At 40.7% G+C, this 26,487-nt stretch carries 29 protein-coding genes, 1 tRNA gene, 1 pseudogene and 1 other annotated feature; of the genes and pseudogenes, 5 read left to right on the forward strand and 26 right to left on the reverse strand.

Annotated elements, in window-relative coordinates; translation table 11 throughout:
* Nucleotides 1–178 precede the first annotated feature (178 nt).
* Complete coding sequence (locus tag HT703_RS02985; RefSeq protein ID WP_000433071.1) at nucleotides 179–856, forward strand: metalloregulator ArsR/SmtB family transcription factor; 678 nt, start codon at nucleotides 179–181, stop codon at nucleotides 854–856.
* 60 nt (nucleotides 857–916) lie between these two features.
* On the opposite strand, the gene pepF is transcribed toward HT703_RS02985, so the two are convergent.
* The 11 genes from pepF to HT703_RS03040 all read right to left on the reverse strand — a co-directional run bounded on the left by pepF (nucleotide 917) and on the right by HT703_RS03040 (nucleotide 8,239).
* Nucleotides 917–2,713, reverse strand: a complete 1,797-nt coding sequence (gene pepF / locus HT703_RS02990) for an oligoendopeptidase F (RefSeq protein ID WP_023935669.1) — start codon at nucleotides 2,711–2,713, stop codon at nucleotides 917–919.
* A 10-nt stretch (nucleotides 2,714–2,723) separates the two neighbouring features.
* A complete protein-coding gene (locus HT703_RS02995) occupies nucleotides 2,724–3,467 on the reverse strand; it encodes a 16S rRNA (uracil(1498)-N(3))-methyltransferase (protein ID WP_001188205.1) in 744 nt (247 codons plus the stop codon).
* A gap of 1 nt (nucleotide 3,468) precedes the next feature.
* On the reverse strand, nucleotides 3,469–4,419 hold the full coding sequence (gene prmA / locus HT703_RS03000; protein ID WP_054387997.1) for a 50S ribosomal protein L11 methyltransferase: 951 nt from the start codon (nucleotides 4,417–4,419) through the stop codon (nucleotides 3,469–3,471).
* 137 nt (nucleotides 4,420–4,556) lie between these two features.
* Nucleotides 4,557–5,030, reverse strand: a complete 474-nt coding sequence (locus HT703_RS03005) for a GNAT family N-acetyltransferase (RefSeq protein WP_000631889.1) — start codon at nucleotides 5,028–5,030, stop codon at nucleotides 4,557–4,559.
* The gene (locus HT703_RS03010; RefSeq protein ID WP_000421871.1) at nucleotides 5,027–5,461 is read right to left on the reverse strand and encodes an NUDIX hydrolase; all 435 of its coding nucleotides are present in this window, start codon (nucleotides 5,459–5,461) and stop codon (nucleotides 5,027–5,029) included. Before HT703_RS03010 ends, HT703_RS03005 begins: the two co-directional genes overlap by 4 nt.
* A 49-nt stretch (nucleotides 5,462–5,510) precedes the next feature.
* Nucleotides 5,511–6,053, reverse strand: coding sequence for a hypothetical protein (locus tag HT703_RS03015; RefSeq protein ID WP_138701967.1), 543 nt, complete (start codon nucleotides 6,051–6,053; stop codon nucleotides 5,511–5,513).
* Between the two features lie 55 nt (nucleotides 6,054–6,108).
* Nucleotides 6,109–6,579, reverse strand: coding sequence for a DUF3013 family protein (locus HT703_RS03020; protein ID WP_000257084.1), 471 nt, complete (start codon nucleotides 6,577–6,579; stop codon nucleotides 6,109–6,111).
* A gap of 290 nt (nucleotides 6,580–6,869) precedes the next feature.
* Complete coding sequence (locus HT703_RS03025) at nucleotides 6,870–7,322, reverse strand: type II toxin-antitoxin system HicB family antitoxin (RefSeq protein WP_000961810.1); 453 nt, start codon at nucleotides 7,320–7,322, stop codon at nucleotides 6,870–6,872.
* 36 nt (nucleotides 7,323–7,358) lie between these two features.
* The gene (locus HT703_RS03030) at nucleotides 7,359–7,538 is read right to left on the reverse strand and encodes a type II toxin-antitoxin system HicA family toxin (RefSeq protein WP_001132283.1); all 180 of its coding nucleotides are present in this window, start codon (nucleotides 7,536–7,538) and stop codon (nucleotides 7,359–7,361) included.
* Between the two features lie 136 nt (nucleotides 7,539–7,674).
* Nucleotides 7,675–7,863: a hypothetical protein gene (locus HT703_RS03035; protein WP_171039925.1), complete on the reverse strand. Its 189-nt coding sequence runs from the start codon at nucleotides 7,861–7,863 to the stop codon at nucleotides 7,675–7,677.
* 154 nt (nucleotides 7,864–8,017) lie between these two features.
* Complete coding sequence (locus HT703_RS03040; RefSeq protein WP_000425689.1) at nucleotides 8,018–8,239, reverse strand: hypothetical protein; 222 nt, start codon at nucleotides 8,237–8,239, stop codon at nucleotides 8,018–8,020.
* A 291-nt stretch (nucleotides 8,240–8,530) separates the two neighbouring features.
* On the opposite strand from HT703_RS03040, the gene HT703_RS03045 reads away from it, so the two are divergent.
* Together HT703_RS03045 and HT703_RS03050 are read left to right on the forward strand one after the other, a co-directional pair.
* Nucleotides 8,531–9,802 carry a replication-associated recombination protein A gene (locus HT703_RS03045; RefSeq protein ID WP_049543072.1) on the forward strand — a complete coding sequence of 424 codons (1,272 nt, stop codon included), beginning with the start codon at nucleotides 8,531–8,533 and terminating at the stop codon, nucleotides 9,800–9,802.
* 264 nt (nucleotides 9,803–10,066) lie between these two features.
* A tRNA-Lys gene (locus tag HT703_RS03050) sits at nucleotides 10,067–10,139 on the forward strand.
* A 207-nt stretch (nucleotides 10,140–10,346) separates the two neighbouring features.
* Here HT703_RS03050 and HT703_RS03055 read toward each other — a convergent pair.
* From HT703_RS03055 to HT703_RS03080, 6 genes are all read right to left on the reverse strand, one after another.
* Complete coding sequence (locus HT703_RS03055) at nucleotides 10,347–11,666, reverse strand: glycoside hydrolase family 32 protein (RefSeq protein ID WP_138701965.1); 1,320 nt, start codon at nucleotides 11,664–11,666, stop codon at nucleotides 10,347–10,349.
* Nucleotides 11,667–11,675: 9 nt separating this feature from the next.
* Complete coding sequence (locus HT703_RS03060; protein ID WP_138701964.1) at nucleotides 11,676–13,292, reverse strand: ABC transporter substrate-binding protein; 1,617 nt, start codon at nucleotides 13,290–13,292, stop codon at nucleotides 11,676–11,678.
* A gap of 28 nt (nucleotides 13,293–13,320) precedes the next feature.
* Nucleotides 13,321–14,211: a carbohydrate ABC transporter permease gene (locus HT703_RS03065; protein ID WP_031243260.1), complete on the reverse strand. Its 891-nt coding sequence runs from the start codon at nucleotides 14,209–14,211 to the stop codon at nucleotides 13,321–13,323.
* 10 nt (nucleotides 14,212–14,221) lie between these two features.
* On the reverse strand, nucleotides 14,222–15,139 hold the full coding sequence (locus tag HT703_RS03070) for a sugar ABC transporter permease (protein WP_001084980.1): 918 nt from the start codon (nucleotides 15,137–15,139) through the stop codon (nucleotides 14,222–14,224).
* A 153-nt stretch (nucleotides 15,140–15,292) separates the two neighbouring features.
* Complete coding sequence (locus HT703_RS03075; protein ID WP_000230199.1) at nucleotides 15,293–16,294, reverse strand: LacI family DNA-binding transcriptional regulator; 1,002 nt, start codon at nucleotides 16,292–16,294, stop codon at nucleotides 15,293–15,295.
* Nucleotides 16,295–16,474: 180 nt separating this feature from the next.
* Nucleotides 16,475–16,930: a GNAT family N-acetyltransferase gene (locus HT703_RS03080; RefSeq protein ID WP_023932626.1), complete on the reverse strand. Its 456-nt coding sequence runs from the start codon at nucleotides 16,928–16,930 to the stop codon at nucleotides 16,475–16,477.
* A 69-nt stretch (nucleotides 16,931–16,999) separates the two neighbouring features.
* Here HT703_RS03080 and HT703_RS03085 point away from each other — a divergent pair, with 69 nt between their 5' ends.
* Entirely contained in the window at nucleotides 17,000–17,659 is a 660-nt protein-coding gene (locus HT703_RS03085; RefSeq protein ID WP_023932624.1) for an A24 family peptidase, read from the forward strand.
* Nucleotides 17,660–17,710: 51 nt separating this feature from the next.
* Here HT703_RS03085 and HT703_RS03090 read toward each other — a convergent pair whose 3' ends face one another.
* A complete protein-coding gene (locus HT703_RS03090; RefSeq protein ID WP_172929913.1) occupies nucleotides 17,711–18,862 on the reverse strand; it encodes an XRE family transcriptional regulator in 1,152 nt (383 codons plus the stop codon).
* 14 nt (nucleotides 18,863–18,876) lie between these two features.
* Nucleotides 18,877–19,608, reverse strand: coding sequence for a hypothetical protein (locus HT703_RS03095; protein ID WP_023940758.1), 732 nt, complete (start codon nucleotides 19,606–19,608; stop codon nucleotides 18,877–18,879).
* Between the two features lie 123 nt (nucleotides 19,609–19,731).
* On the opposite strand from HT703_RS03095, the pseudogene HT703_RS03100 reads away from it, so the two are divergent.
* Nucleotides 19,732–19,830 (forward strand): annotated as a pseudogene (locus tag HT703_RS03100) (prepilin peptidase); the annotation flags it as partial.
* Here the strand turns inward: HT703_RS03100 and trpA are convergent.
* From trpA to trpE, 7 genes are read right to left on the reverse strand one after another with little or no spacing between them, the layout of a single operon-like run.
* On the reverse strand, nucleotides 19,802–20,578 hold the full coding sequence (gene trpA, locus HT703_RS03105; RefSeq protein WP_001127013.1) for a tryptophan synthase subunit alpha: 777 nt from the start codon (nucleotides 20,576–20,578) through the stop codon (nucleotides 19,802–19,804). The pseudogene HT703_RS03100 and the gene trpA overlap by 29 nt on opposite strands.
* On the reverse strand, nucleotides 20,571–21,794 hold the full coding sequence (gene trpB / locus HT703_RS03110; protein ID WP_023940760.1) for a tryptophan synthase subunit beta: 1,224 nt from the start codon (nucleotides 21,792–21,794) through the stop codon (nucleotides 20,571–20,573). Before trpB ends, trpA begins: the two co-directional genes overlap by 8 nt.
* Nucleotides 21,772–22,371, reverse strand: a complete 600-nt coding sequence (locus HT703_RS03115) for a phosphoribosylanthranilate isomerase (RefSeq protein WP_000169908.1) — start codon at nucleotides 22,369–22,371, stop codon at nucleotides 21,772–21,774. Before HT703_RS03115 ends, trpB begins: the two co-directional genes overlap by 23 nt.
* On the reverse strand, nucleotides 22,358–23,125 hold the full coding sequence (trpC, locus tag HT703_RS03120; RefSeq protein ID WP_000076540.1) for an indole-3-glycerol phosphate synthase TrpC: 768 nt from the start codon (nucleotides 23,123–23,125) through the stop codon (nucleotides 22,358–22,360). The genes HT703_RS03115 and trpC overlap by 14 nt, the downstream gene beginning before the upstream one ends.
* Nucleotides 23,122–24,126, reverse strand: a complete 1,005-nt coding sequence (gene trpD, locus HT703_RS03125; protein ID WP_050207425.1) for an anthranilate phosphoribosyltransferase — start codon at nucleotides 24,124–24,126, stop codon at nucleotides 23,122–23,124. The genes trpC and trpD overlap by 4 nt, the downstream gene beginning before the upstream one ends.
* Nucleotides 24,127–24,136: 10 nt before the next feature.
* Nucleotides 24,137–24,703, reverse strand: coding sequence for an aminodeoxychorismate/anthranilate synthase component II (locus tag HT703_RS03130; protein ID WP_000601921.1), 567 nt, complete (start codon nucleotides 24,701–24,703; stop codon nucleotides 24,137–24,139).
* Nucleotides 24,700–26,061 carry an anthranilate synthase component I gene (gene trpE / locus HT703_RS03135; RefSeq protein ID WP_172929914.1) on the reverse strand — a complete coding sequence of 454 codons (1,362 nt, stop codon included), beginning with the start codon at nucleotides 26,059–26,061 and terminating at the stop codon, nucleotides 24,700–24,702. The genes HT703_RS03130 and trpE overlap by 4 nt, the downstream gene beginning before the upstream one ends.
* 71 nt (nucleotides 26,062–26,132) lie before the next feature.
* Nucleotides 26,133–26,358 (reverse strand) — a binding site (T-box leader).
* Nucleotides 26,359–26,487: the final 129 nt, after the last annotated feature.

A 26,487-nucleotide genomic window follows, 5' to 3' on the forward strand; every position in this document is an offset into this window, starting at 1 on the left:
CTTCAACTGTGGATACTGCTGAAATTACTTTTGTAATTTTACCTCCATTTAAACTCAGACAATAAAATTTAAAATATTCTCTAGTAAAACATTTTAAAAATCTATTTATCTTGTGCTTTAATTATAGTATAATAAAAGATAGAAAATCATCGATATATGAAATTTGGAGAAAATTTTTATGGAACCAGATATTTTCATCATCACAAAACTCTTATCAGACCCTTCTCGGATGCACATTTTAGATATTCTAATGGATGGAAAAGCTCACACGGTTAACGAAATTGCCAGCTTTACCAAAATCAAGCAACATACTGTCAGCTATCACCTCAAATTACTTACCGAAGCACAGGTAACCACTCTACAAACCTATGGACGTTTTCATTATTATTCTTTAAAAAGTGCTGCCATTGCAGAAATGCTGGAATTTCTCAGCTTCTACTCTCCTCAGCGTGATGTCAAAAGTTATAAACAACACATTCACAAAAAGGAATTAAAGGTCGCTCGCACCTGCTATGACCATATTGCTGGTGAGCTTGGCATTTCCATTACCAATTATCTCTTGCAAGAAAATCTCCTCAGCGAATCAGAAAAAGACTTCCAACTCACTGAAGCTGGGAAGTCTTATTTCCAAAGAAAATTACACATTGATACGGATGAATTGAAAAAGAAAAAACGGAAATTTTGCCCTAAATGTTTGGATTGGAGCGAACGTAAAAATCATGTCGGCGGAGCTCTCGGCAATGCTCTTTTAGAATTTTTCAGTGAAAAACAATTGGTCATCCCTGCACAAACGCCACGTTCACTTACCATTACAGAGCAGGGCAAAGAATTCCTCGAAAAGGAGTGGGGGATTTAAACATGGATTTTTAAGCAAATAACTGTCCATACCAATTCTATAACAACCTCTCTATTCCCCTTACTCTCCCAACTGGGCACTGTAGGCGATAATCTGATCAACCGTATCAGACAAGAATTGGATGGTATCACGAAGTGGTTTGTCTGTTGAAATATCCGCACCGATAATCATGGCTGACTCCAGTGGTGTCTTGCTGCCACCTGATTTAAGGAGATTGAGCCAGTCTTCAGCTCCAGTTTCTGAGTTTTTAAGATGAAGGTAACCCGCAGTCGAGATGACTAGTCCTGCTGAGTAAGTGTAACTATACAAGCCCATGTAGTAGTGAGCTTGGCGCATCCAAGTCAAAGCTGCATCATCATCAATTTCAATGGCATCTCCCCAGAAATCCGTCAAAACTTCCTTCATAATGCTGTTGAGTTTGCTTGCTCCGAAGGTTTCTCCTTCTTCAATCAGTGTATAAACCTTGCGCTGGAAGGCTGCTTCCAAGAGGTGGGTGATGAAATTATGGAAGTAGGTGTCTGTCAAGCGATGAGCCAGAGCGAAGCGTTTTTGACGTGGGTCATTAGACTGGTTCTCTAAGTAATCACTGAGTAGCAATTCATTGAAGGTCGACGGTGCTTCAACATAATAGGTCGACATGTGGGCGTTGAAATAGCTTTGATGATTGTCTGAAAAGATGAATTGACCAGAATGCCCGATTTCATGAATCAAGGTATAGACATCGCTCAAACGGCCTGTCCAGCTCATGAGTACATAAGGGTGTACGCGATATGGGTCCGCCGCATAACCACCGGAATCCTTGCCACTGTTAGCAGCAAAGTCCACCCAGCGCTCTTCTTGGTAACGAGCAACTTCCTGACAATATTCTTGCCCCAAAGGTTCTACCGACTTCATGACCAAATCATAGGCATCGTCAATAGTCACTTCAGGATTGAGGGCGCTGTCCAAGTCCAATTTCCAGTCTGCAAAGGTCATCTTTTCAAGACCATTTACCTTGGCAACATGCTTGAGGTATCTCTGAGCGACTGGTGCAAAGTCCTTCATGATGAGGTCAATCTGGCGATCAAACATGACACGGTCCACTTCTTGTTCAGCTAGAAGATAGTCAAAGACAGAGTCATATCCCTTCATATCAGCCAAGAGTTTTTCAGACTTGACCTGAGCCAGATAGGCTGCTGCAGCCGTATTTTGGTGCTTACGAAGTCCCTCTGAGAAGGAACGGAAGGATTTCTCACGAACCTCAGCATCCTCGTGATTTTGGTAGAAATTCTCATAGGTGACAAAGCTGTTTTTATAGGTCTTGCCATGGGCTTCAAAGTCAGCCATTTCAAAATCCCCAGCTCGCATCTTAGTATAAATGTCCTGCGGACTATAGAAAACTTCACCGAGATTTGTCAAGGTCTTCTCCACATCTGCCCCTAAGTAGTGGGCTTTTTTGATTTTAGCCTGACGAATGGCAGCTGTTAAATGTGGCAATTTACCCAAACGGTCCAAGACTTCCTCGTCTGCTGCCACCAAGGCATCGTCAAAGAAGGTCAAGGCTACGCTGGCAGCTGTTTCAAATTCCATCCCAGCTTGGGCAATATTGGCAAATTCGTCATTGCTATAGTCCGTCGTCTGAGGCATAAAAGCATAGTTGCCAATATGGCTCATCTGAATGTAGATCTGTTCCAATTCCGCAAAGGCCTTCTCGAAATCCTCAAAAATGTGAAGATTGCCCTTGTAATCACGGCTAAACTGGTTGATGTCTTCGCGAGCTTTCTCGATTGCACGCAAGAAATCCTCACGGTCTTGGTATAGGGCTGTTAAGTCCCAGAGTTCCTTCTCTGGAAATTCTGAACGGTGTTTTTGTTCCATTTTCTTCCTCTTATTTCTCTAATTCTACTAAAACACTAAGGGCTGATAAGGCGTAAAGCGGTGCTGTTTCTGCTCGCAAAATACGAGGACCTAGGCCTACCAAAACGGCTCCCTTAGCTTCAAAACTTTCGATTTCTGCAGGTGACAGACCGCCTTCTGGACCAAAGATAAAGAGCAGTTTGGCTCCTGTTTCAAGACCAGTGACTGCTTGCAGAAGCGCAGCGGCTTCTCCTTCTTTAGCTGATTCTTCATAGGCTACTATGATAGAGTCAAACTGGTCCAGCTGAGCTAGAAAATCTGCTTTTTTCTCGAAAAGTTTAATACTTGGTACAATATTACGCTTGCTTTGCTCGGCTGCTCCAAGGGCAATTTTTTCTAGTTTTTCAACTTTTTTACCCAATTTCTTGCCATCCCACTTGGCAACTGACCAGTCTGCAGGAAAGGCCCAGATTTGGCTAGCACCCAGTTCGGTTACTTTTTGAGCGATGAACTCCAGCTTGTCTCCCTTGGGAAATCCAGATGCGATGGTCACTTGGACTGGTAGTTCCACATTGTCATTTAATTCTTGGACCAACTCAAACTGACGATTTTCCATATCCAGCACGCGCGCCAAGCGCTTGATGCCATCATCAAAGACTAAGGTAACCTCATCCTCTTCTTTCAAGCGCATAACCTGAAACATATGCTTACTGGTTTCCTTGTCCTCGATAGTGACAGGAGAGATAGCACTGCCTTTTACAAAATACTGCTGCATGCTAGCCTCCAATCACACCAGAGATATCCTTGGTTTTCTTAAAGACACAGGCATTCCATTCCCCTTGAACCATGTGAGTTTCGAGGAAAAATCCAGCTGATTCAGCCGACTCGCGCACCATGTCCCACTTATCCTTGATAATGCCACTCATGATCAGGTAGCCTTCGTCCTTGACCAGACAATAAGCATCCTCTGTCAGATGAATGAGGATATCCGCCAAGATATTAGCCACAATCACATCTGCCTCAATTTCCACACCCTTAAGCAAATCTCCAGCCGCTACATGGATATTTTCCATGCCAGGGTTGAGCTCAATATTTTCCTGAGCCACACGAACCGCCACATCATCCAGGTCATAGGCGAAAATTTCTTTAGCCCCCAGAAGCGAGCTGGCAATAGAGAGAACCCCTGAACCAGTCCCCACATCTAGCACCGTTTCGCCACCACGAAGAACCTGTTCCAAGGCAAAAAGGCTCATCTTGGTAGTTGGGTGGGTCCCCGTACCAAAGGCCATACCAGGATCCAGCTTGATAATTTTTTCTCCTGCTGTTGCCTCATAGTCCGTCCATGACGGTACGATGGTCAGGTCATGAGTGATGCGTGCCGGTTCATAATACTTCTTCCAGTTGTCAGCCCAGTCTTCCTCAGCCAAGGCAGTCGTGCCCATCTTGACTTCTCCTAGGTCCATAAAGTCGGTCAATTCTGCCAGACGAGCCTGCAAATCCGCTTCAACTGCTGCTACATCAACCGTTTCAGGGTAGTAGGCGGTCACTACGATTTCTTCCTGTTGCTCCACCTCTGGGAAAATTTCACCGAATCGGTCCACATTTCCCACATAGTCCATGCTGTCTTCAATTGCTACCCCTTGCGCTCCCAGCTCAATCAAGAGATTGGAAACCAACTCCTCTCCCTCACGCTTCACTGTAACTTTTAACTCTTGCCATGTTTCCATTATTAAGATACCAAGCCCGTAAAACACAAAGCCAAAATAGGAAACTCTCTGAAGACGTTTGTGTCTAAGAGAAGTTTATCTTTTTGGCACCGTGTTTAGGGCGGGTTCAGTTTAGAAATTTAACCGAACCATCCTTTCTATTTCTCTATCAATTTTTTCATGTAGACCATATCCATGCCTTCTTTTTCAGCCTCAATGTGGATTTGACGATAGCCGTTTTTCTCGTAAAAAGCAACCATGCCTGCATCCTGTAACACCGTACACAAATCCCATTGTGTGATGGTTGGAAATTCTTTTTCCAGTAAGCTTAAACCTTTAGATCCATACCCTTTTCCTTGATACTGAGGCAAAATCGCTGCCGTTCCCAACCAAGCTTTCGTTAACTCGGCATTGGTCTGAACTCGTAAAAATCCGATGTTTTCTTCATCTTCTTTTACAAAGTAGTAATAGCTATTGGGACGCTCGACTAATTTCCACTTAATTCGTTCGCAGTCCTCGAGATAAGGGTCATATTCATCATGGTATTTTTCATAAACAGCCTTAAAGCTGGCTCTCTGAATTGCAATAATAGTTTCTAAATCCTCTGCTCCCGCTCGAACAAGTGTTATCATAAACTTTCCTCCAAATAATCTCTCAATCTTCCCTGCAACTGAGGCACTGCCTGTTTAGAATTGAGAAATTCCTCAATAGGCATCAATTTATAGCCCTGTCCTTCATCTCCGAAGATGATATTGTCAAATTGTTCTTGTCTTAGCTGACCAACCATAAAGACCGATTTCTTGCCTTTAAAAATTACGCTAGGATAAATCTTGCTCCAAAGCAGACAGTCTTCATCTAAATGAATTCCCAGTTCCTCATAAACTTCACGCCGAGCGCATTCAAAAGGGCTTTCGTCCCCTTCACGGCCACCACCTGGCAACTCCCACATGTTGGGACAAGGGATATCGTCCTTGTCATCACGCAAAATCGTCAGTAGCTTATCCCCACAAAAGAGGGCAATCTTGCAACCTTGGAAATCCATTCTGCTATTCAATAATTCCATGATATTTACTCTTTTCTATGATAACAATTACTCTCTAGGAAAATACGAGCTAGCTTTCTTCGATTACTTTTTGGCACTCTGCATCCCAGTATGCTTGCCATCTGCCATGTTTTTTAGCAAAATAAACCGTAAACTCATCATTTACATAATCTGCAACATAGCGAAGATTAGGCGGGTTTTCCTCATCACTTAATATCCAAGTATGGAAGTAAAAGGTTTTCTCCCACCTCTTCTGAGTATAGCCGAGATCCTTGGCATACTGAGGGATGGGTTGTTGCATCTCACTTTCCAAATAGGACTGAATAGCATTGTCAATACTATTTAAACGAGCTAATAGTTGCTGAAACTGCTCTTCTTCCTCCGTCTTAAAACCAACTAGAAATTCAAATTCCGCAAAATCTTCAGGAAATTCAAGTTCTGTGATTTTCCCATCCTCAGCATAGCGTCCTTCCTCATTAACAAGGCGACGAGCTCCTGACTTCAATACTCTCTCGAAATCTAGATCCGCAAAGCGATTGCGGGGAAGAATATCAACTGACGGCTCAGTTTTAGCTGACCTGCTCCTGAAAAACTGTTTGACTTTTTCTAGCATAATCTCCCCCTTCTCCTTGAATTCATTATTTAAAAATGTCCACTTAGAATCTTTTCTAATACCTCGGATAAGGGTAAAATTCTCCCTCTTCCAAGCCAACTTTTCCTTCTTCAAAGACTTCTTGGTTCCATTCCATGACAAATTCCTCTGCTTCTGGGTCTTCCAAAAAGTCCATGAGGGTATCTAGCCCAACCTCAGCAGTATCTTTAAGGAAAAGGGCAAAATAAGCTAAAAACTCGCGAGAAAATCCTTTTTTAGGTAGATAAGGGATAACCGTTAAATAGTCTTCTGCATTGACGGTTGACTTAGCAGGATTGTAGAAAAGGACCGCTTCCTCAAAAAGAATGTCATCTGATGAAACCTCTCCGTCTTCATCCACCATCTCCACACCTGCAGCATTTTGCGCTTCCAATAGAAAACTCACTTCTACCGCGTGGTTACGCTTGTCCCAACTAATCTCAAAGTCAAAGGGAAAGTTCTTGTCCAACTCTTCCTCTAAAATATCTAAAAATCCGTATGTTGCCATTTTGTCCTCTTTCTATGCGACTCTTTAATCGCCCCGATTGCTCGGAAATATGCTAAAATAGATACTACCATCTTACCACAAAATTATTTTATGTCCTAATTATACCATATTACCTCATTTAAACCCTTGGTATCAGTGATTTTCTTAAAAGTCTGATTTCTTCATTTCTCATAAAAATCAATATAAAAAGCCCTCGAAAGGGCTAATAAATCTATAAAATCAATAGGCGAGTAACTAGCACAAGTGGACGTGCTTTTTTATTGACTATTACCACGATACCACGCTTAATCTTAGGCTTGAACTTTCTTATCTGCAATAGCGTCTGTCAAAGTCTGAGAAAAGTTAAGTCCCATTTCTCGTCCCAACTTATCTGCCCATTTTGGTATGGTCAAAGTCTTTTTAATGGGTTCCTGACTTCCTAGGTATTCTGATACATCAACAGATACCATAGAAATAAAAGATTTATCAAGGTCATAGGTTGACACGAAATCTTCATCATCTTTAAAAGGATCATTATCAATTAAAGACAAGCTATTGATATCTGATGGCTGAGGTAACTCTCCATCACTCTCTATCAAATCTGCAACAGTTATCCCTAGCCACTCCGACCCCATAGCCAAAGCCTCAGAAATCCCCTCTCCTTGTGTAGCTGAGTATTCAAAATCTGGGAAATGGACAAAATAAGTCGCTTCTGTTCCGTCTGTGTCGTCATAATAAAATAAAGCTGGATACGTAACTAACATTTCACTACCTCCATATCAAAAAGCAGGGACTGAATTTTACAACCCAGCTTGCTTTCCTATCCCTCTTTCAGTGTACTTATTCAGCTCACCATGAAGGATTGTGATAGGTCTTTCCCCTTGCTTCTCCATTTTAATATGGGAGCCTTTACCGCCTCTAGTCTTTATCCAACCATGGGCCGTAAGGAGTTTAACCATCTCTTTTTGTGTCATAGGTATAGCGCTTTTACCTCCTGACAACACCATTACAACACGTGTTACACGTATTGTAAAGGAGTGATACTTATTATTCTATTATACATAAAAGCCCCTAGATGTGGTTCTAAGGGAAACCAATTTATTCAGACCTATTTTTCTAATGAATAGTAAAAACTGCTTCTTTATCGAGCAATTCATCATCTGTATAGTCAATTGTAAAAGTATCTCGATCTAAGACAAATTGAGGCGGAGTTGAATGAATCATAGGACCACTGCGTACTCTATATTTTTTATCTCCAATTTTTACAAACTGATACTCTTCGAAAATCTCTTCAAACCACGTCAACGTCGCCTTACCGTACTCAAGTACAGCCTGCGGCTAGTTTCCTAGTTTGCTCTTTGATTTTCATTGAGTATGATTAACTCTCAAGTCTTCGAAATCAGGATTTTCAACAGTTATTACAAGGAGGCGATTTACTACTTCAAAAACATCAATTATTCTATTTTTCATATTTTTTCAACCCATTATTAGAATGAACTTCTTGGTAAGCAAAATCAAGTTTAGATTTAATGTTTTCGTACAAATCTAAAATCTCTTTTGGAGTATCTTCCCGGAAGAAAAGTTTTCTTTTCCCTGAAATAACTTGATCACTAAGAATCCAATGACGAATTTGTTTTGTAAAAATCAAAATTTCCTGACTTGGTAGTTCCATCATTTCCATTGCTTATCACCTCTCTTTTCATTATAGTTCATACAATGACATTCAGCAATATTATTTCTCAAGTCAGCACTTCCACTTCTTTAGGCTCAACTATCCTATTTTGAGCTTTAAGGAAAATCAAATTTCTCATTCTGATACCTCTCCTCATTAAATTAAATAGTCAAAAAGATTCTATCTCACTCCCTGATTATTACAAAACCATTGAAATATCACAACTAATAGGCTAGAATGGACATAGTAAGATATAGTAGATGAGTCATTCTACTCAAATCCACGCTAGAAAGGACTGCTATGCCAGACAATCTCGCGCTTCGCATGCGCCCTAAAACCATCGACCAGGTCATCGGTCAGGAGCATCTGGTCGGACCTGGAAAAATCATCCGCCGCATGGTGGAAGCCAACCGCCTGTCCTCCATGATTCTATACGGCCCTCCGGGAATCGGCAAAACCAGTATTGCCTCTGCCATCGCTGGAACGACCAAGTATGCCTTTCGAACTTTCAATGCGACAGTTGATAGTAAAAAGCGACTGCAAGAAATCGCTGAAGAAGCTAAATTTTCTGGTGGTCTCGTCCTATTGCTAGACGAAATTCATCGACTAGATAAGACCAAGCAAGACTTCCTCTTGCCTCTCTTGGAAAGTGGACTGGTCATCATGATTGGGGCTACGACTGAAAATCCTTTCTTTTCTGTCACTCCTGCCATTCGCAGTCGCGTTCAAATTTTTGAGTTGGAACCTCTGTCTAACCAAGACGTCAAAGAGGCCCTGCAAATAGCTCTAAGTAACCCTGAGCGTGGTTTTGATTTTCCAGTAGAACTAGATGAGGATGCGCTGGATTTCATCGCAACCTCTACAAACGGAGACCTTCGCTCTGCCTTCAACTCACTGGACTTGGCTGTTCTCTCTACCCCTGAGAATGACGAGGGCATTCGCCACATCACCTTAGACATCATGGAAAATAGTCTTCAGAGAAGCTACATCACTATGGACAAGGATGGAGACGGTCACTATGATGTTCTATCTGCCCTGCAAAAGTCTATCCGTGGCTCGGATGTGGATGCTAGTCTCCACTATGCTGCCCGCTTGATTGAGGCTGGTGATTTGCCAAGTCTCGCTCGACGCTTGACCGTTATCGCCTATGAAGATATCGGTTTGGCCAACCCTGAAGCCCAGATTCATACCGTGACTGCTCTGGATGCTGCACAAAGGATTGGATTCCCAGAAGCCCGCATTCTCATTGCCAATGTCGTGATTGATTTGGCCCTTTCTCCAAAATCCAACTCAGCCTATGTAGCTATGGATAAGGCACTTGCTGACCTCAAAACATCAGGGCACTTGCCTATTCCGCGACACCTGCGTGATGGGCACTACAGTGGAAGCAAGGAACTTGGCAATGCCCAAGACTATCTCTATCCACACAACTATCCTGGAAATTGGGTCAAGCAAGACTATCTGCCAGAAAAAATTCGTAATCATCACTATTTCCAAGCAGAAGATACTGGTAAATATGAACGGGCCTTGGCTCAAAGAAAGGAAGCTATCGACCGTTTGCGAAAAATCTGAAATCCTTTTCAAAAAATTGCACTTTCCTCTTGATTTTTTTTGAAAAAGTGGTATCATATAAGTATAGAAACGCTGTGGTGTACGACTTCACACTTAAGTGTTGACCGACTATTTTTTGTATTATTAGGGAAACAAAAGTCTTCTAACAGCATGTAGGCCGTCTCACACGGAAACAGCTTCAGTTAGAGCGAGTTGCCCACCTGCTTAATTGCGCGGGTTCAATACAAACCGTGAAGTTTCGGCACCAATACAGCTTTTTTCTTTGCCTCCTTAGCTCAGCTGGCAGAGCAGCGGACTCTTAATCCGTGGGTCACAGGTTCGATCCCTGTAGGGGGCATCTACATACAACAGGAAAAGTCTTGGAACCAAGGTTTTTTTGCTTAAATAAAATTTTTTTCAAATTCTTTAGAAAACTAGCTTAAATCATAATCCAACACCAATTTTACAAATACCATAAACTAAGCTTATATACCCAAAACACAAAAAGTTCTCTTTCCACTATTTTAGAAAGAGAACTTTTTCTTTAGGAGAAATAACTTAATTTTTAATCAATTCGTGATAGCTCAGCTGGCACCGTTAAGTAATAAGTTGCAGTCAAGCTTGCTTCACCTTGATTGACAAAAATCTCGATGGAATTTTTATCTAGAACAACTTCCAATTCTTTAGCTTCAATATCTACATACCGTCGACTAGTGTCCTGTTCTTCTTCACCTAGAATTTTTTGAATAAGATGGCTACGATCAATGTAAACTTGCTGCGCATTACTATCATAACCAAATTCAAGATAATCTATATCATTTCCTAAGTGGTAATGACAATCTTTATCTATTTGGATTTGATATTGGCCTTTTTTAACAGGGAATTGTCTTAGTTTGCCATCTTCCAATCTTAGAATTCTAGGTAAAGTCATGGCACATGCCCATTTGTGTTCTTGGTCATGGGTTGGAAGGGTACGCCCCCATGTCTGCATCCAAGCAATCAGGATACGACGATTTTGATCGTCCAACAATGTTTGAGGCGCATAGAAGTCTTGGCCATGATCAATTTCTTGAACTGATTCTGGGATAAAACATTTTTCTCCCCAATCTACCTTACCCGTGAACAAAAGCGATGAGTTGATGTTATGATATGAGTCTCCCTCACGCTGATAACGCATGGGTGACATAATAAGGCAATCCTTCCCATCTAACTCGAAGTAATCTGGGCATTCCCACATAAAGCCTTGGTGTTCTACCCCTTTTAAAAAGATGGATTCGAACTGCCATTCTACTAGGTTATCGGACCCTAGTAGAACGATACAGCCCACATTATCCTTGTGTTTGGCAGCTACTACGGAGTAATAGCGTCCATCTTTTTCAAAGAGTTTTGGATCACGGAAATCAGCAGCAATCAACTCATCTGGCAAGTCTGTTCCTGTTGCAACTGGATTTTGTTCAATCTTTTCAAAATGAATCCCGTCATCTGAAAATGCCATATTTTGCACTTGGCGGACACCGGTTTTTTCTTCGATATGCCCAGTGTACATGAGCCAGAGGCGATCATCCTTGACAATGGCAGAGCCTGAGAAACAACCATTTCGGTCATAATCTTGGTCAGGAGCAAGTGCCACTGGCAAGTGCTCCCAAGTCACCAAGTCCTTACTTTTAGCATGTCCCCAGTGCATAGGTCCCCAAACACTATCATATGGATAGAATTGATAAAAGAGATGGTATTCTCCACGAAAATAGACAAATCCATTTGGATCATTGATCCAACCAATCTCAGCTGAAAAATGTTCTTCAGGCTTATATTGAGTATTAACGAGATGTTTATTTTCTGCTATAAAACGATTGGCTTTTTCTACTGTGTATTTCTTATCTCCCATAATCAACCTCTAGTTTTTGTTTGCTTGGTATTGGTCATAGTATCTTTGTTTAATAGCGAGGTAATCAGAAAGTCCGTATTTTTCAAGTTCTTTCTTGTAATCATCCCACTCAGTATCAATATTGCCATTTACAATCCATTCAGCACGTTTACGGTAGATATAGTCATTCATATCTGCTTCGATATGGGCAATTTTGTCCAAATCTTCCTGTGTCATAAAGACTCTTGGATAGTTATTGTCATTGCTCATGTAAGGAACATAATATTCTTTGATAAGATCCAAACGCCATTTGGCATCATCTGGCATGGTTGTCACTTTACCATAGTATGAATCTAGAATAGCTAGTGGTCCTCCTACTTCAGTCTTTTGACGAAGTTCTGCTGGTGCAGTTCCGTTTAGTGGTAAGTGTTTTAGACTATTTGACGCTTGATCCAATTCAAAGATGTTTTGTTGTTTGTCATCTCCATAAGTTCCCCAGTTATTTTGCACAGATTGGAGTGGAGCGTATTGTGCATCAATCCATTTAGCTGTCAATTCTAGGTTTTTGTTTACACTAGTAATAACCATCTTGTCACGTGCAAATCCCATACCGTTTGTACGAGCTACGTGTTTTTGACCACTTGGTCCAGCAAGTACTGGTAAAACATCATAACTTTCATTACTTCCAGTAACATTACTCTTATCCCATGTAAAGTAAACACCAAATTTCTGATCATGACCTTTAGCAATGTAACTATTCCAATCATGTTCGAAAGCTTCTTTATCAATCAAGCCTTTTTCTTGTAATTGACGGATAAATTTGACACCTTCTTTATAGTTATCATTATCTGCTGTGAAATCAACTTTGCCATCATTTCCTACTACTAAATGATCATCGTTATCCCCTATACCAAATGCAGCAAATAGGAATTTAAAATCTTCGTTTCCGTTACCACTAATAAATGAAAATGGAATTTCATCAGCCTCTCCATTTCCATTTGGATCCCCGTTTTTGAAAGCTTCTAGGACTTTAATCAAATCATCAGTAGTTTTTGGCATTTCAAGACCAAGTTTCTTAAGCCAATCTTTGTTAATCCAAGCCATATCGTTGACGCTGTGAATAGACTCTTTACCATCTCCAAGCTCTTCAATCCATGGGAATGAATAGATGTGTCCGTCAGGTGCTGTCATCAAGGCCTTGTATTCTGGTTTCTCATCCAAAATTTTCTTAAGATTTGGCATATATTTATCAATCAAGTCTTCAACTGGAATGATTACACCTTTCTTAGCCCAGTTCATCAAGTCCACATCTGAAGCTCCGTCGTTGTGGATAGCATCTGGTAGATCACCACTAGAAATATCCAAGTTACGTTTTTCTGCAAAGTCGGACTGGTAGTTGGTCCAATCAATATGAACTCCTGTTTCCTTTTCCAAACGTTGCAAAATTAACTTTTCATTTGGGTCTTTGGGTGCTAACGGTGAACTGGCTGTCATAAACTTCAATGTTTTCTTTTCTTGAAGCGGGAATGTTACACCTTCCAACTTATAATCTGGACTTGAAGCTGTATTTTTTGAGCTACAGGCTGCAAGTACTGATAAACTAGCTGTCAACAAAACTGCTGATTTTGTGAATGTTTTGAATTTCATGAGAAAACTCCTTTTATTTTTTCTTTTTTTATCCTTTAAGTAAACCAGCCATAATTCCTTTATCAAAGTATTTTTGGAAGAATGGATACATAACAATCAATGGCAAGCTAGAAATGACAATAGTTGCGTATTTAATCAATTCAGCTAAACGTTTCATTTCATTCATAGCCGCTTGTGCTCCAATCATGTCTTGACCTGGTTGGCTCTGAATGAGAATTTTACGAAGTACTAGTTGCAATGGTTCCAAGTTTGGATCCTTGATATAAATCATTGCATCAAAGTATGAGTTCCACTGGCCGACAAAAGCATAGAGGAAGAGAACAAACATAATTGGTTTTGCAAGAGGAAGCATGATTTTGAAGAAAATCTGTAAATCATTTGCACCATCAATGACCGCTGCTTCAACTAATTCTTCAGGCAATCCTTGGAAATAAGCCCTAGCAAGAATAATATTCCAAACATTGACAGCACCTGGAACAATGATAGCCCATGGAGTATTCAGCATGCCCAAATCTTTTACCAGCAAGTAAGTTGGGACTAAACCACCACCAAAGAACATGGTTACAATCAAGAAGTAGTTAATCCAACGGCGCCCTACCAAGTCTTTCTTAGAAAGAGGATAAGCTGTAAACACAGATAGCAAGACTGTTAAAGCCGCAAAGCCAAAAGAGTATAGTAGAGAATTGATAAAACCTCTTAGAATAGATTGGTCACTGAATACACGCTGGTAACCTTCTACCGTCCAATCGGCTGGATTAAAGCTAATCCCTCTACTAACCAGAACCTTAGGATCCATAAAGGATGCTACGACGATATAAAGTAAAGGAAGTAAGGTTATCAAAACGATAAAGACAATAATGATTTTATTTAAGAGTAAGATACGTCTATCAAATTTTGTATCCATAATCGAATTTTTCATGCTTCCCTCCTTAAATTCCTTCACCATTATTCACGCGTTTAACGATTTGGTTAACCGCGACTAGCAATACTACGTTAATCACTGCATTAAACAAACCAACCGCTGTTGAGTAAGAATAGTCTCCTGATACAAGACCAACTTTATAGACATATGTAGAGATAATTTCAGAAGTTGGCAAGTTCAACGATGTCTGCATCAGGAATGCTTTTTCATATCCGACATTCATGATTCCACCTGCAGCTAAAACAAATTGGATAACCATAATAGGCTTAAGAGCTGGAATATCAATGTGCCAGATTCGTTGGAAGATATTGGCTCCATCCAGTCGTGCTGCTTCTACTAAGGCTGGATCTACATTTACCAACGTTGCCGTGTAGAGCGTTGAAGCCCACCCCATTCCTTGCCAGATACCACTAAAGATGTATAAAGGTCTAAAGAAGTCTGGATTTGTCAAGAAGTCAGCCTTCATTCCAAACATAGAGAGAAAATTGTTAATTGGTCCTCCCACTGAAAAGAAAAGGAAAATCATACCAACGATAACAACGACTGAGATAAAGTTTGGTGCGTATAAAATGAGCTGAATTCGTTTTTTAACTTTTTCACTCAAGAGTTGATTGAGCATAATAGCAAGAATGATTGGTGGTAAAAAGCCAAGCAATAAACCATAGATACTTAATTTTAAAGTATTGGCTAACAAGATACCAAAGTTGGGAGAGGATATGAATTTTGTAAACTCAGAAAAACCAATCCAATCACTCCCTAAAATTCCTTTTAAGGGATTGTAATCTTTAAATGCGATTAAAACCCCGTACATAGGAATGTATTTAAAGATAAAGGTTAAAACTAAACCAGGGACAGTCATCAATAACAAGAGTTTTTGTTTCTTGATTCTTTCCCAAAGAGAAACTTGCTTCGCTTTGCTATTCATAGCAACCTCCTTTTTTGAAACGTTTCATTTTTGGTCGAAAAAGATAACGCTTGGCGCTGTCTATTTGTTTTGTTTTTGAAACGTTTCATTTTTGTTTTAAAAAAATAAATCTTTTTTTATCTGAATTCATTCTAACATTGTTAGCGTTTTCTGTCAAGACTTATTTTCATTTTTTGTTGTTTTTCCTTCAACAAATTTCACTGGTAGGATTGTCTGCAAATTAACAGTCTTTCCATCAATAATATCAAACAAAATCCGAACCGCTTCTTTTGCCATTTCTTCCAATGGTTGTTCAATAGTTGAAAGTAGATAATCTCTATCTCCAGCCATTTTAATTCCATCGTATCCAATAATTTGGACATCATGAGGAATACGTTTACCATTTTTTTCTAGTATATCAATAACATCTAAAGCTGCAAAGTCGTTAATTGTAAAAATTCCATCTATAGAATGATTGTCTTCCAAGAAACTCTCTAGCTTTCCATGATAGTCAGTAACTGTCTCATCCAAATCAAAAATACTAAGAGGTATTTTATGCTCTTGGACATACTTTTCAAAGGAAATTCTACGACGTTTGGTTTCATTAATGGTTGTATTATGTCCGCCCACAAAGGCTAAATGCTGACATCCTTTACTAATTAATTGTTTAGCTGCTTCTCTTCCACCTGCATCATTATCTGATGAAACACAAGGAATGGCAATATCTGAGTATGTGCGGTCAATACTAACAAAGGGAATTCCTGACGTCAAGTAATGTTCAATTGGACTATAGGTAATGGCAACCACTCCATCAACTTTATTATGACGCAACATCTCCAGATAGTCTTGCTCTCTATTTGTACCATTGATAGAACATAAGAGTAATTTGTTATTTCTCTTATAGACTTCATTTTCCACATGCATAGCAAATTCTGAAAAGAAGGGATGCCAGATACTTGGTACAATGATTGCAATCGTTTCTGTTCGATTTTTTTTCATTCCTCTAGCATAGTAATCTGGAATGTAATTCAAAGTTTTAATCGCTTGCTCCACTTTTTTCAAGGTTACTTCTTTAATGCCTTTTTCTTTATTAATCACACGTGAAACTGTTCCAACGCTAACTCCTGCTTCTAAAGCAACATCTTTCATGGTAATTGATTTTCTTTGTTCTACCATATTATCACCTCCTTTCAATATATAGTATCATGCAAACGCTTTTTTAGCAACTATTTCTCAATCATTTTTGTCCAGACCCTTTTTCCCATCATGAATAAAATCACTCCAATTAGCTTTTGAAAATACTTCAATTTTCATGTGTAAACATCTACATAAAACAGGAAAAGACTTTGCTTGCTTCTATCTCCCCTTTTTCATGATGTATTTTCGTTCTGGTGCATCAATGGTTTGAATGATCTCAAATCCTTCTTTTTGATAAAGGTGCTGAGCTGCTTGATTTGCTTCGAAGACATTTAGAGAAATAGTATCTATGTCTCCATTTTCAAAGGCCAAACTAACAAATTTCCTTAAAGCCTGACTACCTAAGCCTTGCCCCTGTTTCTGAGGATTGATAAAAAATCTTCCAATATGAAGATTGCTGTCTTCTAGCCTGATTTTCTGGATAAGCCCGACAAACTCTTGTCCTTCAAAGATTGAAAAGATTCCTTCCAACTCTTGCAAGACTTGAATTGTCAAGGGAAAAGGAATCATTGTTCCCATCCATTGTTCTTGAAATGATTTGCCTAGGGAGTTGGACCATTGGCATACGAGCTGAGCGTTTTCTGGGCTCACCTTTTCTTCAAAACGAATTGTCATCTTTTCCTCCCCATCTTATCTATGTTTCTCCATTATACTACTTCTCCCATTTTTTACGAATAGATAAGTATGATTGATTTTTATTTTTTTCTTGTTGGGAGCATTCTCGCTTCCTTTCTTGGTTTGGTCATTGACCGCTTTCCAGAGCAATCCATTATCCGACCGGCTAGTCACTGCGATTCCTGTCAGACTCGCTTGCGTCCCTTAGATTTAATTCCGATTCTCTCGCAGGTCTTCAATCGCTTTCGCTGTCGCTACTGCAAGGCTCCTTATCCTGTCTGGTATACCCTTTTGGAACTAGGCTTAGGACTCATATTTCTGCTTTACTCTTGGGGATGGCTCTCCTTGGGACAAGTCATCCTAATCACCGCTGGTTTGACCTTGGGTATCTACGACTTTCGCCATCAGGAATATCCCTTACTGGTCTGGATGACTTTCCACCTAATCCTCATGGCTTCCTCTGGCTGGAATCTGGTCATGATTTTCTTCCTTGTTCTTGGAATTTTGGCTCATTTTATCGATATTCGCATGGGCGCAGGGGATTTTCTCTTTTTAGCTTCTTGTACTCTCGTCTTTAGTGTGACTGAATTACTCATCTTGATTCAGTTTGCTTCTGCAACAGGAATTCTAGCCTTTCTCCTGCAAAAGAAAAAGGAAAGACTTCCTTTCGTGCCTTTCCTCTTGTTCGCTGCTTGTGTGATTATTTTTGGTAAGCTACTGCTTGTTTGATAAAGTCCAATTTTTGCCATATGTCCTTCATGAAATTATTTCACAGTTGAATTATAAATTATTTCTTTTGTACAAAGGAATGATGTTATCAAATCGATCTGTTCTTTTATCTTCTTGATACTGATCAAAAAATTTCATTTCGACTGAAAATATTTCGCTTATAAACTGTAAACGAATACTTTGTTTAGACATTATAGTCGCTAGACTGACTAGATGATTACTCAAAACGACGTCCAGGATACTCTTTACTTTGCTTGGTTTTTTTACAAAAATTTGATCATCCAAAGGTTCAATCATTTTGTAACCTTTTTGCGCAATTTGACGATAAAAGTAAGAATGTTGCTTTGGAGTCAATAATCCTAACTTAAAAGCTCGATACTCTAAAGCCTGTATCGAAACATTCAAATCCGACTTCAATAAAATATAACTATCAGGATTGCTGACACGCTTGCCAACCTTCTCTTCAAATTTGACTAAAAACTCTTCTTTTGGCAATAAAAAACATGATGCAAAATAATTTGCTTCTTGCTCCAAACGATCGCCATCTTCATTCATATCTTTATATTTGTGTAAAAGAATATGTCCTAGCTCATGAGCTAAGTCAAAATTTCGACGTACAGATGATTTATTCGTCCCCAACACAATATAAGGTCTTCCCAATTTTGACCATGCGCTATAAGCATCAGCTTGACCATTAATTAATCGTTCCACGATATAGATGCCTGAACGTTCTAATTTATAAAGCAAATCATGATTATCTTTTGAAATACCTAATTTTTCCCTGGCATAAAGAGCCAATTCCTCAATAGATTCTTCCTTATGATAAGATTCACTCACTACATTACTTAGGTCATGAATTGTAATATTAGGTATAATTACAAAACTTTCAAAATAATCAATCAAACTATCTACCTTATGTAAATACATAGTTTGAATATCTATTGTTTTCCGTGTTGCTAGATCTGCATTTCTAAAGGCAATTACAGAAGAATCAAATCGAATGCTCTCTTCTTCCTGTTCAAAATAAGTTAAATCAACATGAAATTGGTTGGCCAAATGCATTTTGGTTGATAATTTAGGTTTCGTTTCGTTGGACTCAAACTGCCAAATGGCTTGTTCCGTTAAATTAATTCTCTGAGCCAATTCTGCTCTACTTAAACCATTTAACAGCCGTAATTCTTTCAATACCCGACCATTAAACATTTACATACTCCTTACTACTTTTGACCTTCTTGTTTTTCTATTCTTGGAATAATTTCAAAATCTTCTGTTTCCGATAATTCTGAAAAATTAGGAATATTTTGATATTTAGCTTCTTCGAAATGGTACGAACTTGATTGAATATACTCAGACAAATCCTGAATCAAGTGTAACTGACCAGTTCGTGCATCAGGCATAACAACATCTACAGATATAATATTGTTTTCTGAGTCCGCCTCATAAGTTAAAATCATAAATTTTTCGATATTCGAATTTTTGGTAGCTTGTTCAATTTCTTGAATCATTTCATCAGAAACTAACTCCATCTGAATTGGAAAAGAATGACTATCTTCATCATTTTTGTAGGAAGAATGTTGATTAAGATAAAGTGTATTCATCCGAGCATATTCAAATAAGTAGCCACTCTTATTTTTTTGTACCAAAGGAAATTGGCTCGTAAGTCGCTTCTTACCCTTTATAATTAACAATACTTTCCCATATTTTTCTGTATTTGTTTCAAATTCTAAATATCCCCAAGTCTGTCCTGCTAATTGTAATTTATACTCAAACAAATCTGCTGATGCAAATGCATTATCAATATGATTAGGTCGCGTCCATGCATAACCATTCGACACTTTCATTGTCTCTCTTTTTTCTAGACGTTCATCTACATAATCTTTTTGCCCTTTCATCAAAGTATCTACAATTTTTTGTGCCTCAAGTGAATCAAAGAGATCCTGATTCAACATAATTCTTCCTCCTCCGAATACTTTTTAATGAATTATATCATTTTCTTAAAGAAATTACTACAATAATTAGCTTTTTCTTAAAGTTATATATTAGAGTAATTTAGCAAATGATATCTAAAACCAGCTTTTCTCCTGCAAAAGAAAAAGGAAAGACTTCCTTTTGTGCCTTTCCTCTTACTTGCTGCTTGTGTGATTATTTTTGGTAAGCTACTGCTTGTTTGATAAAGTCCTGAATCGGCTCTCCTTGGTGGAGGGCTTTTACAATTTTCGAACCGACAATAACACCATCCGATACCGCATTGAAGCGTTCTACATCAGCTTGACTAGATACGCCAAATCCTGTCAAGACTGGGATATCGGCCACTTGATGAAGTTGTGCCAAGTGCTTGTCCAAATCTGCGCGGTAATTGCCTGATTTCCCTGTCACCCCATTGATGGCAACCGCATAGACGAATCCTTCTGCCCCATCAATCAACTCTTTCTGACGCTCAAGCCCTGTCGTCAAACTAACTAGAGGAATCAAGGCGATGTCTGTATCTGCCAAAAATGGTTCTACAAAGTTGGCATGCTCATGAGGCAGGTCTGGGATAATCAAGCCCTTCACAGCTGTATCAGCCAGATCTTTGACAAAATTCTCCACACCGTACTGAAAGAGGGGGTTGAAGTAGGTCATGATGACCAGTGGAACCTCTGTTTCAATTGTTTTCAAGGTTTCAACCAAAGCCTGGGTAGAGGTCCCGTGGGCTAAACTGCGCAGGCCAGCTTCTTCGATAACAGGTCCATCTGCAACAGGATCTGAAAAGGGAATGCCCACTTCAATTGCAGAGACACCTAAATCTTCTAAAAAGTGAATTGTTTCCCCAAGTCCATCCAAACCTTTCTCATGGTCTCCAGCCATGATATAGGGAACGAAAATTCCTTTTCCAGCTGCTTTTATAGCGTTTAATTTTTCTGTTAGTGTCTTAGGCATGAGCTTCTCCCTTCTTTGCTGCATCTGCTTCCAAGCGGTCCTTGACTTGAACCACATCCTTGTCCCCACGACCTGATAGACAGACAATCATAGACTTGTCTGGTCCAAGTTCTTTGGCCAATTTCACCGCAAAGGCGATAGCATGACTCGATTCCAAGGCTGGGATAATCCCTTCCACACGAGACAAGAGTTGGAATCCTTCCAAGGCTTCTTCGTCTGTTACAGGGACATAGCTGGCACGTTTAATATCGTGGTAGTGAGAATGCTCTGGACCGATACCAGGATAGTCCAAACCTGCTGAGATAGAGAAGGCTTCAAGAATTTGACCATGGGCATCTTGGAGCACATCCATGAGGGAACCGTGAAGGACACCTGGACGACCCTTGGTCAAGGTAGCTGCGTGGTGCTCTGTATCCACACCAAGTCCAGCCGCTTCAGCTCCATACATAGCTACAGACTCATCTTCTACAAAGGGATGGAAGAGCCCAATAGCATTAGATCCACCACCAACACAGGCTACTAGGGCATCGGGCAGATTTTGACCTGTCATATCGCGATACTGTTGTTTAGCTTCGCGACCGATGACACTTTGGAAGTCACGAACGATTTCTGGAAATGGATGAGGCCCCAAGGCAGAACCAAGGATATAGTGGGTATCGTCGATATTAGCCACCCATGAACGAAGGGCTGCATTGACCGCATCCTTGAGCACGCGCGAACCATCTGTTACAGCCTCGACCTTGGCTCCCAAAAGCTCCATGCGGAAGACATTGAGGGCTTGGCGTTTGACATCTTCCTCACCCATGTAGATGGTACATTCCATGTTAAAGAGGGCCGCAGCAGTTGCAGTTGCCACACCGTGCTGACCAGCACCCGTTTCTGCGATAATTTTCTTTTTACCCATGCGTTTGGCAAGCCAAACTTGTCCTAAGGCATTGTTAATCTTGTGGGCTCCTGTATGGTTAAGGTCTTCCCGTTTGAGATAAATCTTGGCTCCGCCGATATGCTGGGTCAAGTTTTTTGCGTAATAAAGAGGAGTTTCACGTCCTACGTACTGGCGCAAAAGCTGGTTTAATTCCTCTTGGAAACTTGGGTCTGCCTGACTTTCACGGTAGGCCTTCTCCAACTCCAAAACTGCTGTCATCAATATTTCTGGGACAAAACGTCCGCCGAATTTTCCGTAAAATCCATCTTTATTTGGTTCCTGATATGCCATGCTTTACCCTCTCTATAAATCTTCTAATCTTTTCATGATCTTTTTGTCCATCTGTCTCCACTCCGCTTGATACATCTACTGCATAGGGAGTAAAGTGTTGAATTGCTTTTACTACATTGTCTTCATTAAGCCCACCTGCGATAAAGAAAGACTGAGTTAATCCAGTCGTATCCAGTTGAGCCCAGTCAAAGGTCTGGCCACTTCCTGCCACAGGGGCATCAAAGAGTAGATAATCTGCCTGAGAATTGGGGACATGCCCATTTCCATCTACCTGCACAGCCTGAATACTGGCACAAGGCAAATTCTCAAATAAATCATCTGCCACCTGACCGTGAACTTGAACCAAGTCCAAGCCAACTTTGTCAATCGCTTCTAGCAGTTCTGCCCGACTTGGTGAAACAAATACACCAACCTTTTTCACATCCGCAGGAATAAGCTTTGCCAGCACAGCTGCCTCTTCTAAAGTCACCTGTCTTTTACTAGGTGCAAAGACAAAACCGATATAATCGGCTCCTGCTGAAACGGCTGTTTCCACCGCTTCTTTGGTCGATAGTCCACAAATTTTAACCTTTGTCAATCTGCAACTCCTTGGTTCTCTGGGCTACATCTTCTGCCTGCATGAGAGCTGTCCCTACTAAAATTCCGTTAAAGTATGGCGCTAGTCGTTCCGCATCCTGCCCTGTGAAAATAGCAGATTCAGAAATGTAATAACGTCCTTCCTTAAAGTGTTGGGACAAGTCTACACTGGTCTGCAAGTCGACTTCAAAGGTAGTCAAATTGCGATTATTGACCCCGATAATCTGGGCACCAAGTCTGTGAGCCACTTCTAGTTCAGCTAGATTGTGGGTTTCCACTAAGACTTCCAGACCAAGTTCCGTCGCGTAGTCATAAAGTTCCTTAAGACGTTCTTCTGACAAGGCTGCCACAATGAGCAAGATGACTGTCGCACCTGCATTGCGAGCGCGGATGATTTGCTTTTCATCGATGATAAAGTCCTTGTTGAGCGTCGGAATGTTTACCTGACTGGAAATCTCCCTTAGATAATCCAAATGACCTTTAAAGAAAACCTCATCTGTCAAAACAGAAATCATCACTGCACCATTTGCTTCATAAGTCTGGGCCTGTTGCACAATATCCACATCGAGATTGATATCTCCCAAACTAGGGCTAGCTTTCTTGACCTCAGCGATTACCTGCAAGCGGTCCTGATGATTCTTCAAAAATTCTGCCAAGCGATAGGTCTGGCGCAGAGGCTGGATTTGCTCCAGCTTCATCTGCTCCACCTCACGCGCCTTCTGCTCTAAGATTCGTGCTAAAAATTCCTGACTCATTTTTGGTACTCCTGTAACAGTCTGAGTTTTTCAAGGGCCTTGCCTCTAGCAATCACTTGACGAGCCAAGGCAACTCCTTCCTTGATGCTATCAATCTTACCATTAGCATAGAAACCAAGACCAGCATTCAAGACTGTCGTTTCCAAGAATGGACTTGCTTCGTTTTTCAGAACGCTGAGCAAAATTTCTGCATTTTCCTGAGCATTCCCACCACGAATATCTTCCATAGCATAGCCTTCCATTCCCAAATCCTCTGGAGTAAAGCTTGACAAGCTGATTTCGCCATTTTCAAGAAGTGCAATCTTGGTTGTTCCGTTCAAGCCAGCTTCATCCAACCCTTCTGGTCCAGCAACCACGATGGCACGTTTGCGACCCATATTTTTCAAAACCTGAGCTGTACTTTCTAGGAGTTCTGGACGACTAATTCCAAGAAGCTGTGTTTCTAAAGCCATTGGATGAATCAGTGGACCAGTCAAATTCATAATCGTTGGAATTCCCAATTCCAAACGAGCTGGCATGATGTATTTCATAGCTGGGTGCATATTTTTAGCGAAGAGAAAGACGATTCCAGTTTTATCAAAGACCTTACCTAGTTCAGCTGGTTTGAGGTCAAGATTGATTCCCAAGGCTTCGAGGACATCTGCGGAGCCAGATTTAGAAGAAATCGAGCGGTTACCATGCTTGGCCATGTGAATACCGCCACCAGCCAAGACAAAGGCTGCAGTTGTGGAAATATTAAAACTGAAAGACTTGTCCCCACCTGTACCACAGTTGTCCATGGCATCATGAATCTCAGTTGGAATATGCTGGGCATGTCCTCTCATGACTTGGGCAATGGCTGTGCGTTCTTCAGGTGTTTCCCCCTTCATCTTAAGAGCTAAGAGGAGAGAAGCAATCTGCGCTTCAGTTACACGCCCAGTTACGATACGCTCAATGACATCCATCATTTCCACACCTGATAAATTTTCAAATTTTGCTAGTTTTTCAATAATCTCTTTCATCCTAGTTTCCTCACTTTACAACCTTCTCGATAAAATTCCGAATAGAAGACAAGCCGTCTGGCGTTCCAATGCTCTCTGGATGGTACTGGAAGCCATAAATCGGTAGGTTTTTATGTTGAATCCCCATGATGGCTTGGTCATCAGTCGAACGAGCTGTCACTTCAAAGTCTTCTGGCATTTCCTCAATCAAAATACTGTGATAACGCATGACCGCACGGCCATCCTCAATACCTTGATACAAAACAGATGGCGCTTCAAAGTTGATATTGCTCTGTTTCCCATGCATGACTTTTGGAGCCAAACCTAGCTTACCACCAAAGACTTCTGCAATGGCTTGGTGACCCAAACAAATCCCTAGAATCGGCTTCTTGCCTGCAAAATCACAAATCATGTCTTCCATCTTTCCAGCATCAACTGGCCAACCAGGACCAGGAGAAAAGACCAGACCATCTGCTTTTTCAGCTTCTTCATACAGCTTGGAATCATCATTTCTCAGAACCTGAACTTCTGCAAAATTCCCAATGTATTGGGCCAAGTTATAGGTAAAAGAATCATAGTTGTCAATCAATAAAATCATGGTCTTAGTTCTCCAATTCTAGTCATAGATTTTGCTTTGTTAATGGTTTCTTGGTATTCGTTTTGGGCGATAGAGTCGTAGACAATCCCTGCCCCAGCCTGCACATAGGCTCTTTGATTTTTGAGAATCATGGTTCGGATGGCAATGGCCAAATCCATATCACCCGTCGCAGACAAGTAGCCGATTGCTCCCGCGTATACGCCCCGTTTTTCTGTTTCCAGTTCATAGATGCGTCTCATAGCTCGAATCTTTGGTGCTCCAGAAACTGTTCCAGCAGGAAGTGTTGATTTCAAGGCATCCATAGCAGTGAGTTCTGGAAGCAAACGTCCCTTGACCACGCTGGTCAAATGCATAACATAGCGGAAGAGCTCCACCTTCATATACTTAGTAACTTGGACACTGGCCGTTTCAGAGATGCGGCCAATATCGTTACGCCCCAAGTCTACCAACATTCGATGTTCTGCTGTTTCCTTCTCATCAGAGAGGAGGTCAGTCGCCAAGGTCTTGTCTTCTTCATCCGTAGCCCCTCTTGGTCGCGTCCCTGCAATCGGATTGGTTGTCACGATGCCATTTTTGACAGAAACTAAACTTTCTGGACTAGCTCCGATGATTTGATAATCCCCAAAATCATAGAAATAAAGGTAATTAGATGGATTGGTCACGCGGAGATTTCTGTAGAAGTCAAATGGATTTCCAGTCACCTCTGCTGAGAAGCGTTGACTAAGTACACATTGGAACATATCGCCATTACGAATCAAGTCACGAGCTATTTCCACCATTTCCTCAAACTTCTGAGGAGCAATATGGGGGTTGAAGTCTAACGGAGATAGATCCAAGTCTTCAAATTCATTTGGAGCAGGAATGCGTAATTCCTCAAGCACTTGGTTCAAGGCTTCTTCCAAGTTTTCTTGACTGCGCTCACTATAGAGAGCATCCTCTATGACATGGATTTTTTCCTTCTTGTGGTCAAAGACCATGTAACTCTCATAAACAAAGAAATGCATGTCTGGCGTCCCAATTGTATCTTGAGGGATTTGACCAATTTCTTCATAAAGCGAAATCATATCGTAACCAACAAAACCAATTGCCCCACCACCAAAAGGTAGATCTGAATGGTGCTGGCTCTTATGAGTCACTTCATAAAGGAAATCCAAGGAATCCCGATCAATCACTTGACCATTTTGATAAAGAACTCCATTTTCAAACTTAATCTCAAAAACTGGATTATAGGCTAAGATAGAAAAACGAGCTGTTTCCTTGTCTCTCGGAATACTCTCTAAGATAACCTTGTGTTGCCCCTTTAGGCGCATATAAGCCAAGATTGGCGATAAGACATCTCCATGAATGATTCGTTCCATTGTAATTTCCCTTTCAGTTCTACTTCTAGTCCGTGGTGACTGTATGAAAAATCCCCACGCAAAATAACTTGCGTGAGGACGAAATTCGCGGTGCCACCTCAATTATAGGATTTCTCCTATCTCTCATTCCTGTCTTAGAAAGATTCTGTAACAGGCTGTGCGATAAAGGGCACTCCCTTGAGAATGATGTTTTCTTCTCTCGTTTCAGATGGACCCAACCTTACAGTTTTCTCTGCTTGTTTTCAGCAACCACAAGCTCTCTGTGAGAGAAAGGACTGTAATTTTTCCATCTTTTATTTTTTAGCTTCTAGGTAGTCTGCAATCGCAGCTACGTCCTTGTCTCCACGACCAGAGACATTGATGAAGAGATGTTCATCTCGGTACACCTTTATACTCTTCAAACCGCGTCAACTTCACCTTGCCGTA

Origin of the sequence: Streptococcus sp. 3874 (assembly GCF_013276425.1) — a bacterium.
Lineage (GTDB): Bacteria > Bacillota > Bacilli > Lactobacillales > Streptococcaceae > Streptococcus > Streptococcus pseudopneumoniae.

Bases quoted from the DNA above. Each gene is read 5' to 3' on its own strand.
- HT703_RS02985 (WP_000433071.1), top strand. From the start codon at position 179: ATGGAACCAGATATTTTCATCATCACAAAACTCTTATCAGACCCTTCT.
- pepF (WP_023935669.1), bottom strand. From the start codon at position 2,713: ATGGAACAAAAACACCGTTCAGAATTTCCAGAGAAGGAACTCTGGGAC.
- HT703_RS02995 (WP_001188205.1), bottom strand. From the start codon at position 3,467: ATGCAGCAGTATTTTGTAAAAGGCAGTGCTATCTCTCCTGTCACTATC.
- prmA (WP_054387997.1), bottom strand. From the start codon at position 4,419: ATGGAAACATGGCAAGAGTTAAAAGTTACAGTGAAGCGTGAGGGAGAG.
- HT703_RS03005 (WP_000631889.1), bottom strand. From the start codon at position 5,030: ATGATAACACTTGTTCGAGCGGGAGCAGAGGATTTAGAAACTATTATT.
- HT703_RS03010 (WP_000421871.1), bottom strand. From the start codon at position 5,461: ATGGAATTATTGAATAGCAGAATGGATTTCCAAGGTTGCAAGATTGCC.
- HT703_RS03015 (WP_138701967.1), bottom strand. From the start codon at position 6,053: ATGCTAGAAAAAGTCAAACAGTTTTTCAGGAGCAGGTCAGCTAAAACT.
- HT703_RS03020 (WP_000257084.1), bottom strand. From the start codon at position 6,579: ATGGCAACATACGGATTTTTAGATATTTTAGAGGAAGAGTTGGACAAG.
- HT703_RS03025 (WP_000961810.1), bottom strand. From the start codon at position 7,322: ATGTTAGTTACGTATCCAGCTTTATTTTATTATGACGACACAGACGGA.
- HT703_RS03040 (WP_000425689.1), bottom strand. From the start codon at position 8,239: ATGGAAATGATGGAACTACCAAGTCAGGAAATTTTGATTTTTACAAAA.
- HT703_RS03045 (WP_049543072.1), top strand. From the start codon at position 8,531: ATGCCAGACAATCTCGCGCTTCGCATGCGCCCTAAAACCATCGACCAG.
- HT703_RS03055 (WP_138701965.1), bottom strand. From the start codon at position 11,666: ATGGGAGATAAGAAATACACAGTAGAAAAAGCCAATCGTTTTATAGCA.
- HT703_RS03060 (WP_138701964.1), bottom strand. From the start codon at position 13,292: ATGAAATTCAAAACATTCACAAAATCAGCAGTTTTGTTGACAGCTAGT.
- HT703_RS03065 (WP_031243260.1), bottom strand. From the start codon at position 14,211: ATGAAAAATTCGATTATGGATACAAAATTTGATAGACGTATCTTACTC.
- HT703_RS03070 (WP_001084980.1), bottom strand. From the start codon at position 15,139: ATGAATAGCAAAGCGAAGCAAGTTTCTCTTTGGGAAAGAATCAAGAAA.
- HT703_RS03075 (WP_000230199.1), bottom strand. From the start codon at position 16,294: ATGGTAGAACAAAGAAAATCAATTACCATGAAAGATGTTGCTTTAGAA.
- HT703_RS03080 (WP_023932626.1), bottom strand. From the start codon at position 16,930: ATGACAATTCGTTTTGAAGAAAAGGTGAGCCCAGAAAACGCTCAGCTC.
- HT703_RS03085 (WP_023932624.1), top strand. From the start codon at position 17,000: ATGATTGATTTTTATTTTTTTCTTGTTGGGAGCATTCTCGCTTCCTTT.
- HT703_RS03090 (WP_172929913.1), bottom strand. From the start codon at position 18,862: ATGTTTAATGGTCGGGTATTGAAAGAATTACGGCTGTTAAATGGTTTA.
- HT703_RS03095 (WP_023940758.1), bottom strand. From the start codon at position 19,608: ATGTTGAATCAGGATCTCTTTGATTCACTTGAGGCACAAAAAATTGTA.
- trpA (WP_001127013.1), bottom strand. From the start codon at position 20,578: ATGCCTAAGACACTAACAGAAAAATTAAACGCTATAAAAGCAGCTGGA.
- trpB (WP_023940760.1), bottom strand. From the start codon at position 21,794: ATGGCATATCAGGAACCAAATAAAGATGGATTTTACGGAAAATTCGGC.
- trpC (WP_000076540.1), bottom strand. From the start codon at position 23,125: ATGAGTCAGGAATTTTTAGCACGAATCTTAGAGCAGAAGGCGCGTGAG.
- trpD (WP_050207425.1), bottom strand. From the start codon at position 24,126: ATGAAAGAGATTATTGAAAAACTAGCAAAATTTGAAAATTTATCAGGT.
- HT703_RS03130 (WP_000601921.1), bottom strand. From the start codon at position 24,703: ATGATTTTATTGATTGACAACTATGATTCTTTTACCTATAACTTGGCC.
- trpE (WP_172929914.1), bottom strand. From the start codon at position 26,061: ATGGAACGAATCATTCATGGAGATGTCTTATCGCCAATCTTGGCTTAT.